The sequence below is a fragment of the Pseudomonas sp. NY15181 genome (assembly GCF_048068055.1).
In the GTDB taxonomy this organism is placed as follows: domain Bacteria; phylum Pseudomonadota; class Gammaproteobacteria; order Pseudomonadales; family Pseudomonadaceae; genus Pseudomonas.
Window position 1 is genome coordinate 1 of sequence record NZ_JBLUPT010000016.1, and the last position, 18613, is coordinate 18613.

General features: G+C 66.9%; 13 protein-coding genes, 1 pseudogene and 1 riboswitch. Of the genes and pseudogenes, 10 read left to right on the top strand and 4 right to left on the bottom strand.

Annotated elements, in window-relative coordinates; genetic code table 11:
* From ACNFBT_RS25740 to ACNFBT_RS25750, 3 genes are all read right to left on the bottom strand, one after another.
* Positions 1-1419, bottom strand: a 1419-nt coding sequence (locus tag ACNFBT_RS25740; protein ID WP_416753536.1) for a HAMP domain-containing protein, incomplete at its 3' end; no start/stop codon positions are given.
* A gap of 90 nt (positions 1420-1509) precedes the next feature.
* Positions 1510-2529, bottom strand: a complete 1020-nt coding sequence (locus ACNFBT_RS25745; RefSeq protein ID WP_416753539.1) for an AraC family transcriptional regulator — start codon at positions 2527-2529, stop codon at positions 1510-1512.
* Positions 2530-2568: 39 nt separating this feature from the next.
* Positions 2569-4248: an AMP-binding protein gene (locus ACNFBT_RS25750; RefSeq protein WP_416753540.1), complete on the bottom strand. Its 1680-nt coding sequence runs from the start codon at positions 4246-4248 to the stop codon at positions 2569-2571.
* Positions 4249-4799: 551 nt separating this feature from the next.
* Between ACNFBT_RS25750 and pbpG the strand changes: the two genes are divergently transcribed.
* The 4 genes from pbpG to ACNFBT_RS25770 all read left to right on the top strand — a co-directional run bounded on the left by pbpG (position 4800) and on the right by ACNFBT_RS25770 (position 8413).
* Entirely contained in the window at positions 4800-5732 is a 933-nt protein-coding gene (gene pbpG / locus ACNFBT_RS25755) for a D-alanyl-D-alanine endopeptidase (protein ID WP_416753542.1), read from the top strand.
* 159 nt (positions 5733-5891) lie between these two features.
* A complete protein-coding gene (locus ACNFBT_RS25760) occupies positions 5892-6425 on the top strand; it encodes a PaaI family thioesterase (RefSeq protein WP_416753544.1) in 534 nt (177 codons plus the stop codon).
* A 27-nt stretch (positions 6426-6452) separates the two neighbouring features.
* Positions 6453-7586: a thiolase family protein gene (locus tag ACNFBT_RS25765; RefSeq protein WP_416753547.1), complete on the top strand. Its 1134-nt coding sequence runs from the start codon at positions 6453-6455 to the stop codon at positions 7584-7586.
* A 260-nt stretch (positions 7587-7846) separates the two neighbouring features.
* Positions 7847-8413 (top strand): TetR/AcrR family transcriptional regulator, encoded by a 567-nt coding sequence (locus ACNFBT_RS25770; protein ID WP_416753548.1) that lies wholly within the window; start codon positions 7847-7849, stop codon positions 8411-8413.
* Positions 8414-8733: 320 nt separating this feature from the next.
* On the opposite strand, the gene ACNFBT_RS25775 is transcribed toward ACNFBT_RS25770, so the two are convergent.
* On the bottom strand, positions 8734-9540 hold the full coding sequence (locus ACNFBT_RS25775; RefSeq protein ID WP_416753549.1) for an SDR family NAD(P)-dependent oxidoreductase: 807 nt from the start codon (positions 9538-9540) through the stop codon (positions 8734-8736).
* A gap of 508 nt (positions 9541-10048) precedes the next feature.
* Positions 10049-10147, top strand: a riboswitch (guanidine-I (ykkC/yxkD leader).
* 60 nt (positions 10148-10207) lie between these two features.
* Here ACNFBT_RS25775 and ACNFBT_RS25780 point away from each other — a divergent pair.
* The 6 genes and pseudogenes from ACNFBT_RS25780 to ACNFBT_RS25805 all read left to right on the top strand — a co-directional run bounded on the left by ACNFBT_RS25780 (position 10208) and on the right by ACNFBT_RS25805 (position 18450).
* Positions 10208-11269, top strand: a pseudogene (locus ACNFBT_RS25780) (putative urea ABC transporter substrate-binding protein).
* Positions 11270-11397: 128 nt separating this feature from the next.
* Positions 11398-12213, top strand: a complete 816-nt coding sequence (locus ACNFBT_RS25785) for an ABC transporter permease (protein WP_416753551.1) — start codon at positions 11398-11400, stop codon at positions 12211-12213.
* Positions 12210-13016, top strand: a complete 807-nt coding sequence (locus ACNFBT_RS25790; protein WP_416753554.1) for an ABC transporter ATP-binding protein — start codon at positions 12210-12212, stop codon at positions 13014-13016. Before ACNFBT_RS25785 ends, ACNFBT_RS25790 begins: the two co-directional genes overlap by 4 nt.
* Positions 13017-13026: 10 nt before the next feature.
* Positions 13027-13746, top strand: a complete 720-nt coding sequence (locus tag ACNFBT_RS25795; protein WP_416753556.1) for an urea amidolyase associated protein UAAP1 — start codon at positions 13027-13029, stop codon at positions 13744-13746.
* Between the two features lie 12 nt (positions 13747-13758).
* Positions 13759-14394: an urea amidolyase associated protein UAAP2 gene (locus tag ACNFBT_RS25800; RefSeq protein WP_416753558.1), complete on the top strand. Its 636-nt coding sequence runs from the start codon at positions 13759-13761 to the stop codon at positions 14392-14394.
* 261 nt (positions 14395-14655) lie between these two features.
* Positions 14656-18450: a 5-oxoprolinase/urea amidolyase family protein gene (locus ACNFBT_RS25805; protein WP_416753560.1), complete on the top strand. Its 3795-nt coding sequence runs from the start codon at positions 14656-14658 to the stop codon at positions 18448-18450.
* The last annotated feature ends 163 nt before the right edge of the window (positions 18451-18613 follow it).

The window sequence follows — 18613 nt, forward strand, 5'->3', positions numbered from 1 at the left end:
GTCGACCTCACGGAACTGCTGCTGCATGCCGGCGCTGGTCTGGCTGGCGATCTCCGAGGACTGGTCGGCGGTGGCGCGGGCGTCATGCACCGAGGATTTCACGTCGCGGATAATCGGCTGCAGCTTGTCGAGGAAGCGGTTGAACCAGCCGGCCAGCTCGCCGAGCTCGTCCTTGCCGGCGTAGTCCAGGCGCTTGGTCAGATCGCCTTCGCCGCTGGCAATGTTGCGCAGCATGGCGGCGACGCCGAGGATCGGCCGGGTCACGCCACGGGCGGTGAGCCACACCAGCAGCAGGCCGACCACGGCGGCGATCAGGCCGAACAGGGTCTGCCACAGCGCGCTGCTGGAGTTGCGTTCATCCAGTTGCTTCTGCAGCTGCAGCGCCGGCGCCAGCAGGACATCCTGGGGCACGTCGAGCACCACGGCCCAGGGCTTGGTGGCCTCCGGAATCGGCAGCAGCGGTTGGACCACGCGCAGCTGGCCGTCCTTCTCCAGTACCTGCGGCTGGCCGGCAGTCTGCACGCCGAGCAGTTCGGCGGCCTGGCCGGGGAAGGCCTTCTCCAGCGGCTTGCCGAGCAGCGCTGCGTCACGGCTATAGCCCGCGAGCAGCCCCGCCGGGCTGACGATGCTGACGCTGCCGGCGCCGTCATAGAGCTGGCGGTTGCCATCGGCGCTGAGCTGCTGCAGGCGGCTGAGGCTGATGTCGATGCCGATCACGGCGATCACCTTGCCTTGGTCCATCAGCGGGAAAGTCACGGTGGTCATCAGCACCGGCGAGCCTGAGGCGCTGTCGAAGTACGGGTTGAGCACGCAGGCCTTGCGGCTCTGCAGTGGGCAGGTCTGCCAGGTATTGAACGGGCTGCCGTCGAGCATCGGCGTGCTATCGGCGATCATGTCCTCGTTCACCGCAAGCCCCGTCATTTCACCGGAGGCCTTCTGCGCCCAATAGGCACCGAAGCGTCCCTTGTCGTTGCTGCCGGCGTCGGACTGCCCGTGGAACTGCGCGTCCTGGCCATCCAGCGCATCCGGCTCGAAGACCACGTACAGGCTGAGCAGGTTCGGGTTGCTCTTCAGGCTGTCGCGCACCAGCAGGTTCAGGTCCTTGCGCACGCTCGCGGCGTCGGCGCCGTGCTTGGCCGACTCTTCGCGCAACTGGCTGACCTGGCGGGAGAACTGGTTGCCAAAGTGGTACACGTCGGTGAAGAAGCGCTGGATGATCTCCGCCTGCTGTTCGCTGCGCGCCTGCATCCGCGCCTTGGCCGCATCCTTGAGCATGTCGGCGTTGGCCGTCTTGATCATCTGGGCGTCATGGTTCATCCGCAGCAACGAGAGGCCGACCAGCAGGCTGACGATGCAGAGCAGGCACAGGCCGGTCAGGAGCGTGATTTTCCACTGGATCGAAAGACGGGACAGGGGCATGGGATGGGCGTCCTTGGAAGAGGTGCGATTCTGCGCAATGTATCGGCGACGAACGGTCATTCTTGAACCCTTAAATGCAGGTTCGTGGCGTTACTCGGGTTCCTGGCGCATCAGCGCGCGGTATTGCCCCGGCGTGGAGCCGGTCCATTTGCGGAAGGCCTTGTAGAAGGCGCTGGTGTCGGCGAAGCCCAGTTCCTCGGCGAGGTCGGCGAAGTTGCCGTCGCCGCTGTCCAGCCGGGCGATGGCGAGATCGCGGCGCAGCTGGTCCTTGAGCGCCTGGTAGGACTGCCCTTCGGCGGCCAGCTTGCGACGCAGGGTCGAGGGCGCCATGTAGAAGTGCCCGGCGAGGGCGTCCAGGTCTGGCCAGCGTTCGAACTTCAGGCTGCGCAGGTAGGCCTTGGTGCGCGCGGCGAGGCTCTGCGGGTCGCGATAACGCACCAGGATGTTGGCCGGCGCGCCCGCGAGGAAACGGCGCAGCTCGCGCTCGTCGCGGCGCACCGGCAGGTCCAGGGCCTCGGCGTTGAACAGCAGGCGCGACTGGCGGCGGGCGAAGAGCAGGTTCTCGGTGAACATCACGCGGTAGTCCGAGAGATAGTCCGGCTGCGGACAGCGCAGTTCGATGGCGAGGATCGGGATGCGCCGCCCCACCAGCCAGCAGGCCAGCCCATGCAGCATCAGCCACAGGGTGAAGTAGCAGAAGGCGCGCGGCGCCGGGCCGTCCGGCTCGTCGAGGACGATCGCGGCGAGGCCGTCCTGGCGGGTCAAGTGCGGGGTGAAGTCGTCGAAGATCAGGCCCATGAAGCGCAACGCGGCGTTCAGCGCCGCATCCAGGGTTGGCTCGCGGATCGCCGCAGCCGCCATGAAGTTGAAGCTGCCGGACTTCATCCGCCGGGCGTTCATGCCGAAGAATTCGTCGTCCATCGCCCGCGCCAGGTGCCGCCAGAGCCGTGCGTAGGCCTGGCTGGAAACCCGCGCATAGGGCTTGCCGAACAGCTCGGCGGGGATGCCGGCGGCGACCAGCAGCGGACTCTCGTCCCCGCCGTGGCGACGAAACTCGGCCAGCGCCTCGCTGACCAGGCGGATGGAAATGGTCCCCTTCTCTACGCCCATGCCGCCTCGCGGTCATGGGCGTAAGGGTGCATCGGTCGATCAGCCACGCTTGCTGCGCACCTCGTCGATGCTGATCTCGCGCATGCGGAACTTCTGGACCTTGCCGGTCACCGTCATCGGGAACTCGTCGCAGAAGCGGAAGTAACGCGGCACCTTGAAGTGGGCGATGGCGGCCTTGCAGAAAGCGCGCAGCTCGTCCTCCTCGACGCTGTGGCCGGGGTGGAACTTGACCCAGGCCACCAGCTCCTCGCCGTATTTCTCGTCGGGGATGCCGATCACCTGTGCGTCGGCCACGGCGTGGTGGGTGTAGAGGAACTCCTCGATCTCGCGCGGATAGATGTTCTCGCCACCGCGAATGATCATGTCCTTGCTGCGGCCGACGATGCGCACGTTGCCCGCCTCGTCCATCTGGGCCAGGTCGCCGGTGAGCATCCAGCGCGCCGGACTGATGGATTCCATGGTCGCCTGCGGGTTGTTCCAGTAGCCGAGCATCACGCTGTAGCCACGGGTGCACAGTTCACCGATGGTGCCGCGCGGGACGATGCGGCCGTCGGCGTCGATGATCTTGCTCTCCAGGTGCGGCTGGGTGCGGCCGACGGTGGTGACGCGGGTCTCCAGGTCGTCCTCCGGGCCGGTCTGCAGGGACACCGGGCTGGTCTCGGTCATGCCGTAGGCGATCTGCACCTCGGCCATGTTCATCTCGTCGATGACCCGGCGCATCACTTCGATCGGGCAGGTGGCGCCGGCCATGATGCCGGTGCGCAGACTGGACAGGTCGAAGTCGCGGCGATTGGGGTGGTCCAGCTCGGCGATGAACATGGTGGGCACGCCGTAGAGCGCGGTGGCCTTCTCTTCCGCCACCGCCGCCAGGGTCGCCTCGGGCTCGAAGCTGGGCGCGGGGTAGATCATGGTGGAACCGTGGGTCAGGCAGCCGAGGTTGCCCATCACCATGCCGAAGCAGTGGTACAGCGGCACCGGGATCACCAGGCGGTCGTGCTCGGTGAGGCCGAGGCTGTCGCCGACCATCAGGCCGTTGTTGAGGATGTTGTAGTGGCTGAGGGTGGCGCCCTTGGGGAAGCCGGTGGTGCCGGAGGTGTACTGGATGTTGATCGGCTCGTCGAACTGCAGCAGCGCCTGGCGCTCGGCGAGCTCGGCGGCGGAGATCGCGGCGCCCAGCGGCGCCAGCTGGCTCCAGCGCAGGAAGCCGGCCGGGGCCTGGTCGGACAGGCTGATCACCCCGCGCAGCTCCGGCAGGCGCTCGCTGGACAGCTCGCCCGGGCGGCCCTGCCCCAGCTCCGGCAGCAGGCCGGCGAGCATGCCGTGGTAATCGGAGGTCTTGAATGCATCGGCGCACACCAGCCAGCGGCAGCCGGACTGCTTGAGCGCGTACTCCAGCTCGTTGCTGCGGTAGGCCGGGTTGATGTTGACCAGCACGGCGCCGACCTTGGCGCTGGCGAACTGGGTGACGCACCACTGCGCGCAGTTGGGCGCCCAGATCCCCAGGCGGTCGCCGGGGCGCAGGCCCAGGGCGAGGAAGGCGCGGGCAATGCCATCGACCACCTCGGCCAGTTCGGCCCAGGTGTAGCGCAGGTCCTGGTGGCGCACGACCAGGGCCTCGCGCTGCGGAAATCGCTCGACCGTGGCATCGAAGGCAGCACCGACGGTCATGGCCAGCAGGGGTTTGTCCTGGCGGCCGCGGGTGTAACTCAGGTGGTTCATGGCTTTCCCTTGTTGTGCTTGTTCTGGGATCAACGCTGAACGTTCGGCCACGGCAGCGACGCGGAGCGTCTGTGGCCGGGCTTGCTTACAGGCCGGCGTTCGGTCTGACCGACCGGTCGCGGACTGCGGACTGCGGACTGCGGACTGCGGACTGCGGACCATGTTTACGTTAACGTAAAGGTAAACGCAACCCCGAGGCTTCGCCATCGCCACGATGCAGGCAATCCGTACATGGGAGGATAGCCAGTCACAAAGCGTGCCATCAGATGGAAAGCCCATAGCTGGCGAGGGTTTGACACGTTTTTCAACTACCGGGAACTATCCTGCGCCGGTTGCATTTCGCAACAGCTGGAACGCTGCCCGCCCCTGCGCTGGCACTGCCCATCCGCGCACCCGCCCGCCTGTCGAGCGTGCTGTCTCAAGCCGTCGCAAAGTGATACAGCAGGTTCCTCACGCCGCCAGGTGCGCTGGACCGGGGCATGAATTAAAATCCCGCGAAATTACCTACATGGATGTAGAGAATTTCCCACTCACGCCTGCGAATCACATTCATGACTAGTCGCCGTTCGATACTGAGCCTGCTGTTTGCCTGCGCCGCTGTTGTCTGTACATCGAACTCCTTCGCCGCCACGCCCGCCAAGGCGGCACAACCCAATCAACTGGTCCTGGCCTCCGGCAGCGCGCTGGTGGTCGACCTGCAGACCGACAAGGTCATCTACTCCAGCAACCCCAACCTGGTGGTGCCCATCGCCTCGGTGACCAAGCTGATGACCGCGATGGTGACGCTGGACGCCAAGCTGCCGATGAACGAGATGGTCACCGTCGACATCTCCGAGACCGCCGAGATGAAGGGCGTGTTCTCCCGCGTGCACCTGGGCAGCCAGATCAGCCGCGAGAACATGCTCCTGCTGGCGCTGATGTCCTCCGAGAACCGTGCCGCCGCCAGCCTCGCGCACAGCTATCCGGGCGGCTCCAAGGCCTTCGTCGCGGCGATGAACGCCAAGGCCAAGTCCCTGGGGATGAACCACACCCACTACGTGGAACCCACCGGCCTGTCGATCCATAACACCTCCAACGCCGAGGACCTGATCCGCCTGGCCAAGGCCGCCTACACCTACCCGCAGATCCGCCAGATGAGCACCACGGCGACCAGCGATGCGCGCTTCAGCAAGCCTGGCTATTCGCTGAGCTTCTTCAACACCAACCCGCTGGTGCGCGGTGGCAAGTGGGACATCCGCCTGACCAAGACCGGCTTCACCAACGATGCCGGCCACTGCCTGGTGATGATCACCATGATGAACGGCCGCCCGGTCGCCCTGGCCCTGCTGGATGCGTTCGGCAAGCACACCCACGTGGCCGACGCCGGCCGCATCCGCCGCTGGGTGGAAACCGGCAAGGCCTCGCCGGTACCCGCCGTCGCCCTGCAGTACAAGGCTCAGCGCAGCCAGGCCCGCGCGGCCGGCGTCACCGCTACCGCCGAGTAAGCCCCTCGGCTGGCGGAGCCCACTCCGCCAGCCGCCTCTCCTCCCCCATCGCCCTGTCGCTTCCACCCTATGGGATGGCGTTTTCGCCACTTATATGTCAATCATCATTCAATGCTAGTATGACGCTTGTAATATTTTATGGACTGCCGGAGCCTTGCGATGAATGACCTGAGCCGTGAACAGAAGATCGCCGTCTGGGAGGCGGCCGCCGCGCAGATGCGCCAACGTCTGGCCGAACCCGGCGTGATTCCACTGCAGGAGCTGCGCGGCAAGACGCCCCAGGAGTTCTTCGACGGCATCGGCGCGGGCGAACTGCCCGCCCCACCGATCAATGCGCTGATCGGCTTCGTCCCGATGGAATGGGGCCAGGGCCGCTTCATCTTCCAGGGCACCCCGGACCTGCGCCATTACAACCCGCTGGGCACGGTGCACGGCGGCTATGCGGCGACCCTGCTGGATTCGGCCATGGGTTGTGCCGTGCACACGATGCTCGAACCAGGCCTGGGCTACACCACCACCGACCTGCGCATCAGCTACATCCGCGCGCTGACGCGCGACACCGGGCCGATCCGCGCCGAAGGCACGCTGATCCATCTCGGCCGCTCCACCGCCCTGGCCGAGGGCCGCCTCTACGACGTGGACGGCCGCCTCTACGCCACCGGTTCCACCACCTGCCTGATCCTCGGGCGCTGACAGACCCTTCGTTCCAGGAGACCGACCATGACTTCCGTCGTCATCGCGGGTTATGCCCGCTCCCCCTTCCACTTCGCCAAGAAGGGCGCGCTGATTGACGTGCGTCCGGATGACCTCGCCGCGCAGACGGTGAAGGGCCTGGTCCAACGCAGCGGCCTGGACGCCCGGCTGATCGAGGACCTGATCATGGGCTGCGCCTACCCCGAGGCCGAACAAGGCATGAACCTGGCGCGCATCACCGGCTTCCTCGCCGGGTTGCCGGAGACTGTGGCCGGCGCCACGGTGAACCGCTTCTGCGGCTCGTCCATGACCGCCATCCACTTCGCCGCCGGGCAGATCCAGTTGGGCGCGGGCGATGCCTTCATCTGCGCGGGCGTGGAGTCCATGACCCGCGTACCCATGGGCGGCTTCAACATCTCGCCCAACCCGCGCCTGCTGGAGGAGTTTCCCCAGGCCTACATGCCCATGGGGCAGACCGCCGAGATCGTCGCCGAACGCTTCGGCATCTCCCGCGACGAACAGGAGGCCATGGCGGTGGAGTCCCACGCCAAGGCCGCGCGTGCCCGCGAACAGGGGAAGTTGGCTGCGGAAATCGTACGGATCGACACGCCCAACGGCGTGGTCGGCGAAGACGGCTGCATCCGCCCCGGCACCAGCCTCGAAGCCCTGGCCCAGCTCAAGCCGGCCTTCGGCGGCAGCGTCACCGCCGGTACCGCCTCGCCACTCACCGACGGTGCGGCGGCCGTGCTGGTGTGCAGCGAGGACTTCGCCCGTGAACACGGCTTGAACATCCTGGCACGGATCAAGGCAGTTTCCGTGGTCGGTTGCCCGCCGGAAATCATGGGCATGGGCCCGCTCTACGCCACCCGCAAACTGCTCGACCGCGCCGGCCTGCGCATGGCCGATATCGACCTGATGGAAATCAACGAAGCCTTCGCCAGCCAGGCCCTGGCTTGCCTGCGCGGGCTGGAGCTGGATATCGACCGGGTCAACCTGCACGGCGGCGCCATGGCCATCGGGCATCCGCTGGGCGCCACCGGCGCGCGGATCACCGGCAAGGCGGCGGCGCTGCTGAAGGAAAGCGGTGGGCGCTATGCGGTGGCGACCCAGTGCATTGGTGGTGGGCAGGGGGTGGCGACTTTGCTCGAAGCCGTACGCTGAGCGGCGAACGTAGGGCGCATAACGCTCCGCGTTATACGCCGATTGACCCTCTCCCCAATGCACGCCGGGATCAACCCCGGAGCCGCCGATGAGGCATGGTGTATCGGCGTACAACCGCGAACGGTTGTACGCCCTACGGGAGCGACAGAGGTGAACATTGCTGCAAGGCATACCACCGCCCTGCCATGAATCACCTCCCCTCGCCCGCCCTGCGTTAGAATGACATCCAGCATTCCATGATCCGCAGGAGACACCCGGTCATGCGTTACTCCGAAGACCACAAGGCCCAGACCCGCGAGCGCATCATCAACGAGGCGGCGCAGCGTTTCCGTAGCGAAGGCGTCGACGCCACCGGTTTGCAGACGCTGATGAAGGCGCTGGGCCTGACCCACGGCGGTTTCTACGCGCACTTCAAGTCCAAGGACGAGCTGGTGGAGATCGCCCTGCAGCAAGCCGCCGAACAGTTGCGCAGCAGGGTCGACCAGCAGTTCGAGCAGGAGAACCCGCTGCCCGGCTTCATCGACCAGTACCTCTCCGTCGGACATCGCGCCGCGCCGGGCAAGGGCTGCCCGCTGCCGACCATGTCCGCCGAACTGGGCGCCCGTGGCCATGCCAGCCCGACCACCGATGCCATCGTCCGCGCGCGCATGTCGGCCATCGAGGACGCACTGCCGGCGGAACATGCCGAGGACGAGAGCGTCGCCCTGCTCGCCACCCTGGTCGGTGCGCTGGTGCTTTCGCGCAGCGTGGCCGATCCGGAGTTGTCCGATCGCATCCTGGAAAGCACCCGCCGGCATCTCAAGCGCGAGATCGGCGCGGCGGAGTGAGCCATTGGTTGCCGGCGTGCATGCCAGCCTGGCAGCGGCGGACACCTATTCAGAGCAACTATCTTTTGGACTATTCGCTGCGCTCACCCTTCGGGCCGCACTGAAGTGCGTTCAGCGCAAGCGCTGTCCCGCGTTCGCGGGAGTGACGGTGTAATGCATCGCCCTCCCGCACACGTCATCCCCGCGAATGCGGGGATCCAGAAACCACGTAACGGGCCATGCCTGCGATCGCGCGCATGGCGCGCTCCTGCAAAAAACTCCGCGCATAAAAAAGCCCCGGCACCAGGCCGGGGCAAGCTTTTCGCCACTCAACGAATCATTCAGTCAACGGCTATGCCATAGCGCTGCGCCGGCAGGCTGCGGGACAGGTTCGGCGCCATCTTCAGCCGCGCGGCGGTAAAGGCGTCGAACTCGCCGGCATCCGGCAGTGCCGGCAGGGTCACCACTTCGCCCTGGGCCAGGCCGGCCAGTGCGGCATCCACCATGTGGTTCACGTCCATCAGCATTTCCGGCGGCAGCGCGGAAATCTCGGTGCCGGCACGCTCCCAGATCTCGGTGCGGGTGGCCCCCGGCAGCACGGCCTGGATACGCAGGCCCAGGGGCGAGAGTTCCTGCTGCATGGACAGGGTCAGGTTGAGCACGAACGCCTTGGTGGCGCTGTAGCTGCCGTTGAACAGCTCCGGCGCCAGGGCCAGCACCGACGCGACGTTGATGATGGTGCCGCGCCCACGCCCGGCGAAAGCCTTGGCGGCAGCGCCGGCCAGGCGTGCGGTGCCGGTGACGTTCAGCTCGATCATGCTTTCCAGGCGGTCCAGGTCTGTGTCCAGCAGGGTGCCGTTGATTGCCACGCCGGCGTTGTTCAGCAGCAGGCTGATGCTTTCGTCCTCACCCAGGCGGGCTTCGACGCGGGCGCGGTCTTCCCTGCGGGTCAGGTCGGCCTTCAGCACCTGCACCGAGACGCCGTATTGCTCGCCCAGGCGTGCTGCCAGGGCATCCAGGCGTTGCTGGTCGCGGGCCACCAGCAGCAGGTCGTAGCCCTGGGCGGCGAGGCGCTGGGCGTAGGTGGCGCCGATGCCGGAGGAGGCACCGGTGATCAGTGCGCGGCCCAGTTCGGATTTGGCATTCATGGTTCTTCTCCAGTGGGGCGAAGCGCCCCCGCATGCAAGGCTGATCAAGGCCCGTGGGCCATCGGGAATGTCCGGCCCAATTGAATTACAGCCGTCATCTGACGACAGATATTATGCTCATAATATTATCTGTCAACGCCGCTCATCCGAAGTCTGCGTGTCATAGGAAGAACGAAGGTCGTACCCAGACAAAGCCCGCATCTCTGGCCGGTTTCATTCGCTGAAAAGCTCATGATTGAGCTGGAACGTATAAATACGGCTTTCGAAATGGACCGACAAACGATGCCAGTCCCTTGAAGGCAAGGGCGGTGCGCTACAGCGGAAGCGCACCAGAAAGCAGCGTCCCGACTCTTTTATGAGCGCAGATCGTGCAAAAAAAGGCTCATGAATCACCTGAGTTCATTGCAACCCCCCGGAAAATGGCGGTTCTCCGGAATTGGCACGGCATTCGCTATTACCGATGCGTGCAGGAGTCATCCGGACCACCGGAAAGCGGCACCACAATCTGACAATGGATGACTAGGGTTCCGGCTCGCGCGGCGAGTGGCTGGTCCGAGAGTCATCGACCTCCAGCGAGGTTACACGGCGGGACAAAAGCCCGGGAGATGCGAGCGCCACCAGTGCCGCCCGACTCCTGCCCGCCCGACAACCGACCTGGAGATTGTCCATGCGCAAGTCCCTTCTGACCGCCCTGCTCGCCGCCGGCCTCGCCACTTTCAGCCTCGGCGCCAGCGCCGCCGCGAAGAACAGCTTCAACCTCTGCTGGACCATCTACGCCGGCTGGATGCCCTGGGAATACGCAGCCAGCCACGGCATCGTCGACAAGTGGGCGAAGAAGTACGGCATCGAGATCAAGGTCACCCAGCTCAACGACTACATCGAGTCGATCAACCAGTACACCGCCGGCCAGTTCGACGGCTGCACCATGACCAACATGGACGCCCTGACCATCCCCGCGGCCGGCGGCGTGGACTCCACCGCGCTGATCGTCAGCGACTTCTCCAACGGCAACGACGGCATCGTCCTCAAGGGCGCGGGCAAATCCCTGTCCGACCTCAAGGGCATGAACGTCAACCTGGTGTAACTCTCGGTCTCCCATTACCTGCTCGCCCGCGCGCTGGAAAACGCCCGCCTGACCGAGAAGGACGTGAAGACGGTGAACACCTCCGACGCCGACATCGCCGCCTTCAACACCGACGAGGTGCAGGCGGTGACCACCTGGAACCCGATGCTCTCCGAAGCCCGCGCCAAGCCGGGCACCACCGAGGTGTTCAACTCCAGCCAGATCCCCGGCGAGATCATGGACATGATGGTGGTCAACAGCGCCGTCCTGAAAGACAACCCGGCGCTGGGCAAAGCCCTGACCGGTGCCTGGTTCGAAACCGTCGCGCTGATGCAGGGCGACAGCGCCGAAACCCGCGCCGCGCTGGAACACATGGCAAAGGCCTCGGGCACCGATCTGGCCGGCTACCAGAGCCAGCTCGCCACCACCAAGCTCTTTGCGACCCCGCAAGAGGCGCTGGCCTTCGCCACCAGCCCTAAGCTGCCGGCGACCATGGACAAGGTCGCGGCCTTCTCCTTCGCCCACGGGTTGCTCGGCGAGGGTGCGAAAAGCGCCGAAGCCGTCGGCATGAGCTTCGCCAAGGGCATCGCCACCGGCGATGCGCAGAACCTCAAGCTGCGTTTCGACCCGACCTACGTGCAGATGGCGGCGGAAGGGAAGCTCTGACGCCCTGCGGCTCCTTGGCTTTTCGTAGGAGCGAGCTTGCTCGCGAACAATCTCGCCGGCACCCAAGGCATCAAGCGGGTTCGCGAGCAAGCTCGCTCCTACAGGTTATCGACCCACAGGTAAGAACCATGCGCCTGATCAACCGAACCCCCGACCGCAGCGGCCGCCTGTTCCTGGTGCTTCTGCCCTTCGCCCTGCTGCTGTTCGCCTATTTCGCAGGCTCCACATCGCGGCTGGCGGAGAACCCCAACGACAAGCTGCTGCCCAGCGCCGTGCAGATGGCCGACGCGGTCAACCGCCTGGCCTTCAGCGAAGACAAGCGCACCGGCGAAGTGCTGTTCTGGCAGGACACCGGCGCCAGCCTGCAACGCCTGGGCGTGGGCCTCTCCATCGCCGCCCTGCTCGGCCTGGTACTGGGCATCGCCGCTGGCAGCGTGCCGCTGTTCGGCGCGCCGCTGTCGCCGCTGCTCACCGTGCTGTCGATGATCCCGCCGCTGGCGATCCTGCCGGTGCTGTTCATCGTCTTCGGCCTCGGCGAGCTGTCCAAGGTGGTGCTGATCGTCATCGGCGTCGCCCCCTGCATCGCCCGCGACATCGAACAACGCGCCCGGGAAATCCCCCGCGAATTGCTGATCAAGGCGCAGACCCTGGGCGCCAGCACCTGGACGCTGATCCTGCGCGTGGTGCTGCCGCAACTGATGCCGCGCCTGCTCATCTCCCTGCGCCTGATGCTCGGCTCGGCCTGGCTGTTCCTCATCGCCGCCGAGGCCATCGCCTCCACCGACGGCCTGGGCTACCGCATCTTCCTGGTGCGCCGCTACCTGGCCATGGACGTGATCCTCCCCTACGTGGTGTGGATCACCGCGCTGGCCTGGCTGATGGACTGGGCGCTGCGCGCGCTCACCCGGCGCGCCTTCCCCTGGTACGAAGGAGGCAAGGCATGAGCTTCATTTCCGTGCGCAATGTCTGGCAGGAATACGAGGGCAACGTGGTGCTCGAACGCCTGAATCTCGAGGTGAAGGAAGGCGAGTTCTGCACCCTGGTAGGCGCCTCCGGCTGCGGCAAGTCCACTTTCCTGCGCCTGCTCCTCGGCCAGGAGCGCCCCAGCCGTGGCGCGCTGCTGCTCGAAGGCCGGCCGCTGCCGGGCGAACCCGATCCGAGCCGTGGCGTGGTGTTCCAGCGCTACTCGGTGTTCCCACACCTTTCCGTGCTCGACAACGTCGCCCTCGGCCTGGAACTGCCGCGCTCGCCGCTGCTCGGCCGGCTGTTCGGCGCAGCCAAGCGCGAAGCCCGCGAACAGGCCGCCGCCCTGCTTGAACGGGTCGGCCTCGGCCATGCGCTCAAGCAGTATCCCAGCGCCCTCTCCGGCGGCATGCAGCAACGCCTGGCCATCGCCCAGGCGCTGGTGATGAAGCCGCGCGTGCTGCTGCTCGACGAACCCTTCGGCGCGCTGGACCCGGGCATCCGCAAGGACATGCACGCCCTGCTGCTGGAGCTGTGGCAGGAAACCCGGCTCACCGTGTTCATGGTCACCCACGACCTGGCCGAAGGCTTCAGCCTGGGCACCCGCCTGCTGGTCTTCGACAAGGTCCGCCACGACCCGCAGGCGCCGAGTGCCTACGGCGCCCGCATCACCTACGACATCCCGCTCAACGCCGACCGCAAGGCCGCCCGCGCCGCCCTGCCCGAACCGCTCGCTGCGCGCCTGGAAGCAACCGCCGCGCCGCTGCTCACGCCGGCTTACTGAGGAATCCGACATGAACGAACTGCGCACCCCCCTCTATGAAGAAATCGTCCCCGGCGGCGGCCACACCTCCTTCGTGCTCAAGCGCGGCCAGCTGCTGCGCCTGACCGACCTGGAAGGCGGCGGCAACGCCAGCGTCCTGCTGTTCAACGCCGCCGAGAAAAGCGAGCGGCTGAACCTGCCCGACAGCCTCAAGTGCCAGCACACCGCCAGGCTCACCGCCGGCCACTGCCTCTACTCGGACATGGGCCGCGTGCTCGCCGCCATCACCGCCGACAGCTGCGGCTGGCACGACAGCTTCGGCGGCGTGCTGAACGCCGCCGAGGTCCGGGAGAAATACGGCGAGGGTCGCTACCAGGAGCTGCGCAACGGTTTCTACCGCAACGGCGTGGACAACCTGCTGGTGGAAATGGGCAAGTGGGACATGCGCCTGCAGGACCTCTTGATGTGCCTGAACCTGTTCAGCCGCGTGGACGTCGACGCCGACGGCTGCTTCCGCTTTGCCCAGGGCAATTCCAGGGCCGGCGACCATGTCGAGCTCTACGCGCCGATGGACACCCTCGTCGTGCTCACCGCCCTGCAGCACCCGCTGGACCCGAACCCGCAGTACGCCCCCAAGCCCATCGGCCTGACCTGGCAGCAGGTCGCGTCCGATGGCATCAGCGTGCTCTGCCGCACCTCGCGCGCGGAGAACGGCCGCGGCTTCCACAACACCGAACGCCTGTTCATCTGAAGGAGCGCGAACATGCCCATCGTCCCCAGCGACAAACACCCCGAAGCCTGCGTGTCGCGCACCCTGATTCCCGCTGGCGAGCCCAGCCTCACCGAACTCAAGGCCGGCCAGACCCTGCGCATCCTCGACCTGGAAGGCAACCAGGCGGTGGACACGCTGTTCTTCAGCGCCGCCAACCCGCGCGAGCGCTACGACGTGCAGCGCACCCTGCGCAAGCAGGGGCAGGTCTACCTCAGCGCCGGCAGCGTGCTCTGGTCCAACCTCGGCAACCCGATGCTGAGCATCACCGCCGACACCTGCGGCCGCCACGACACCCTCGGCGGCGCCTGCGCCCAGGAAAGCAACACCGTGCGCTACGCCCTAGACAAGCGCTACATGCACAGCTGCCGCGACAACTTCCTGCGCGCCAGCCTGCACGACGGCCGCCTGACCAAGGCCGACATCAGCCACAACATCAACTTCTTCATGAATGTGCCGGTCACCGCCGAAGGCGGCCTGACCTTCGAGGACGGCATCTCCGGCGCCGGCAAGTACGTCGAGCTGCTCGCGCACATGGACGTCATCGTCCTGATCTCCAACTGCCCGCAGCTCAACAACCCCTGCAACGGCTGGAACCCGACCCCGGCGGAGTTGCTGGTATGGGACTGACCGCGCGTCTGCGCCAGTTGCTGTTCACGCTCTGCCAGAGCCGCAGCGCCCAATGCAGCCCGACACTGTGCGGCTCTTCGTGTAGGAGCGAGGGGGACGCCATCGTTATTGCTCGCGAACAAGATCCCCTGACACGCCGGCGCTAAGCGGGTTCGCGAGCAAGCTCGCTCCTACAGAACAGACAAAGCTTCTGCGCCATGGACGACCCTGGCGCACACCGAATGACGGCGGGACGGCCCGCCACCCCATGGGGACTTCCTCATGTTCGACAAGCTCCTGATTGCCAACCGCGGCGCCATCGCCTGCCGCATCCTGCGTACTCTTCATGAGTTGCGCATAGGCGGCGTGGCCGTCTACTCCGAAGCCGACGCCGCCAGCCTGCACCTCCAGCAGGCCGACCAGGCCATCAGCCTCGGCGAGGGCCCGGCGTCCAGCACCTACCTGGTGGTGGAGAAAATCCTCGCGGCCGCCCGCGACAGCGGCGCCCAGGCGATCCACCCCGGCTACGGTTTCCTTTCCGAGAACGCCGCCTTCGCCGAAGCCTGCGAAGCCGCCGGCATCGCCTTCGTCGGCCCGACGCCGGAGCAATTGCGCCTGTTCGGCCTCAAGCACACCGCCCGCGCACTGGCCCGCAAACAGGGCGTGCCGATGCTCGAAGGCACCGATCTGTTGCCCGACCTCGAGGCCGCCCTGCTCGCGGGTGAGCAAGTCGGTTACCCGGTGATGCTCAAGAGCACCGCCGGCGGCGGCGGCATCGGCATGCGCGTATGCCGCTCGGCGGACGACCTGCGCGACGCATTCGACGCAGTGAAGCGCCTGGGGCAGAACAACTTCAGCGATTCGGGCGTATTCATCGAGAAGTACATCCAGCGCGCCCGCCACCTGGAAGTGCAAGTGTTCGGCGACGGCCAGGGCGAGGTGATCGCCCTCGGCGTGCGCGACTGCTCGGTGCAGCGGCGCAACCAGAAGGTGCTGGAGGAGACCCCGGCGCCCAACCTGCCCGCCGGCATGGCCGAGGCCCTGTGTGCGGCGGCGATCCAGCTGGCGAAAGCCGTCCGCTACCGTAGCGCCGGCACCGTGGAATTCGTCTACGACAGCCAGGCGCAGCGCTTCTACTTCCTCGAAGTGAACACCCGCCTGCAGGTGGAGCACGGCGTCACCGAGCAGGTCTGGGGCGTCGACCTGGTGCGCTGGATGATCGAACTGGCCGCCGGCGATCTGCCGCCCCTGGCCGAGTTGGCCGCCGCGCTGAAGCCCAGCGGCCACGCCATCCAGGCGCGGCTCTACGCGGAAGACCCCGGCCGCGACTTCCAGCCCTGCCCCGGCCTGCTCACCGCCGTGCAGTTCCCGCCGGCCGACGGCAGGGCGTTGCGCATCGACACCTGGGTCGAGGCCGGCTGCGAGATTCCGCCCTACTTCGACCCGATGATCGCCAAGCTCATCGCCTGGGCGCCGACCCGCGAGCAGGCCAGCAACGGCCTCGACCGCGCACTGTCCGAGAGCCTGCTCTACGGCGTGGAATGCAACCGCGACTACCTGCGGCAGATCCTGGCGGATGCCCCCTTCGCCAGCGGCTCACCCTGGACGCGCTGCCTGGAAGGCCTGCGCTATCGCGCCCATACCTTCGAAGTGGTCAGCGCCGGCACCCAGACCAGCGTGCAGGACTACCCCGGCCGCCTCGGCTACTGGGCCGTGGGCGTGCCACCGTCCGGGCCGATGGACAGCCGTGCGCTGCGCCTGGGCAACGTCCTGCTGGGCAACCCCGAAGGCGCCGCTGCGCTGGAAATCACCATGAGTGGCCCGACCCTGCGCTTCAACACCGACGCGGTGGTGGCCGTCACCGGCGCGGCGCTGCCGATCAGCCTGGATGGCGTCGAGCAGCCGATGGACAGGTCGCTGTTCGTCCCTGCCGGTTCCACACTCAGCCTCGGCACGGTCGGCGGCTCCGGCGCGCGCAGCTACCTGTGCCTTCGCGGCGGCCTGCAGGTGCCGGACTACCTGGGCAGCAAGAGCACCTTCACCCTCGGCCAGTTCGGCGGCCACGGCGGCCGTGCCCTGCGTGCCGGCGATGTGCTGCACCTGGCGGAGCTGGTAGACGACAATCACGGCGCCAGCCTGCCGCCCGAACTGCGCACCGAGCTGCCAGACGTGCGGCAGGTCCGCGTGATCTATGGGCCCCACGGCGCGCCGGAATATTTCACCCCGGCCTACATCGACACCTTCTTCGCCACCGACTGGGAAGTGCACTTCAATTCCAGCCGCACCGGCGTGCGGCTGATCGGGCCGAAGCCGGAATGGGTCCGCGAGAGCGGCGGCGAGGCCGGCCTGCACCCATCGAACATCCACGACAACCCCTACGCCATCGGCGCGGTGGACTTCACCGGCGACATGCCGGTGATCCTCGGCCCGGACGGCCCGAGCCTGGGCGGCTTCGTCTGCCCGGTGACGGTGATCGAGGCCGATCTCTGGCAGCTCGGCCAGCTCAAGGCGGGGGACAAGGTGCGGTTCCTGCCGGTATCCATCTCCGAAGCGCGGCATTTTGCGGCTCTTCGTAGGAGCGAGCTTGCTCGCGAACGCTTTCTGCCGGAGGTCCAGGATCTGGTCGGATTCGCGAGCAAGCTCGCTCCTACACAGGCACAGCCCAGCATCGGCGCTGCCGTTTTCCCCTCACCCCAGCCCTCTCCCGGAGGGAGAGGGAGCAGTTCGGCATCGCCTGCGAGCACAACGCTTGCCGGTAGCACAGACAGCCCCCTCTCCCGCTTGCGGGAGAGGGCGGGGGGTGAGGGCAGCCCGAGCACCGCACTCACCTCCCCTGTGGTCCTCGACCTCGGCCAGGACGACACCCGCCTGGTCGCCCGCCTCTCCGGCGACACCCACCTGCTGCTGGAAATCGGCCAGCCCGAGCTCGACCTGGTCCTGCGCTTCCGCGCCCACGCTCTTATGCAGGCGCTGGAAGCGAAGGACCTCGCCGGCGTGATCGACCTCACCCCCGGCATCCGCTCGCTGCAGGTGCACTACCAGCCGGAAACGCTGCCGCTGCAGAGCCTGCTGGAGACCGTCGCCGGCCTCTGGGACGCCGTCTGCGCCGCGCAGGACCTCAAGGTGCCGTCGCGCATCGTGCACCTGCCGCTGTCCTGGGACGACCCGGCCTGCCAACTGGCCATCGAGAAGTACATGACCACCGTGCGCAAGGATGCGCCCTGGTGCCCGAGCAATCTGGAGTTCATCCGCCGCATCAACGAGCTGCCGGACCTGGAAACGGTGTACCGCACCGTGTTCGAGGCCAGCTACCTGGTGATGGGCCTGGGCGATGTCTACCTCGGCGCACCGGTGGCCACGCCACTGGACCCGCGCCACCGCCTGGTGACCACCAAGTACAACCCGGCGCGTACCTGGACCGCGGAAAACTCCGTGGGCATCGGCGGCGCCTACCTGTGCGTCTACGGCATGGAAGGCCCCGGCGGCTACCAGTTCGTCGGCCGCACCCTGCAGATGTGGAACCGCTACCGCGAGGTCGCGGCGTTCGACGGCAAACCCTGGCTGCTGCGCTTCTTCGACCAGGTGCGGTTCTACCCGGTGTCCGCCGAGGAGCTGCTGCGCATCCGCCGCGACTTCCCGCTCGGCCGCTACCCGCTGCGCATCGAGCACAGCGAGCTGCGCCTGGCCGACTACCAGCAGTTCCTCGCCGAGGAAGCCGAGAGCATCGCCGCCTTCCGCAACCACCAGCGGGCCGCCTTCGATGCCGAGCGCGAGCGCTGGATCGCCTCCGGCCAGGCGCACTTCGAAAGCGACGAAGCCGCCGTCGACACTGGCGAGGACGCCCCGCTCGGCGCCGGCCAGCACGCCGTCGAAAGCCATATCGCCGGCAACCTCTGGCAGGTGCAGGTGGAAGCCGGCGCCAGCGTGAAGGCCGGCGACATCCTGGTGATCCTCGAATCCATGAAGATGGAAATTCCCCTCACCGCCCCGCGCGACGGCGTGGTGCGCGAGGTCCGCGTGCAGCCGGGTTCGCCGGTGCGTGCGGGGCAACGGGTGGTGGTGATGGAAGAAGCCTGAACCGACATAACCGCCGTTGCGCAGAGCCCCTCACCCTGACCCTGGCTGCGCGCCCCGCTCCGCACACGGGAGAGGGGACTGTTCGGAGCGGGGCTCGGCACTGGACACAACCTGAAGCCACGACACGCATCGCTTGCAGGGTCGTGGTTACCGCGCCGGACTG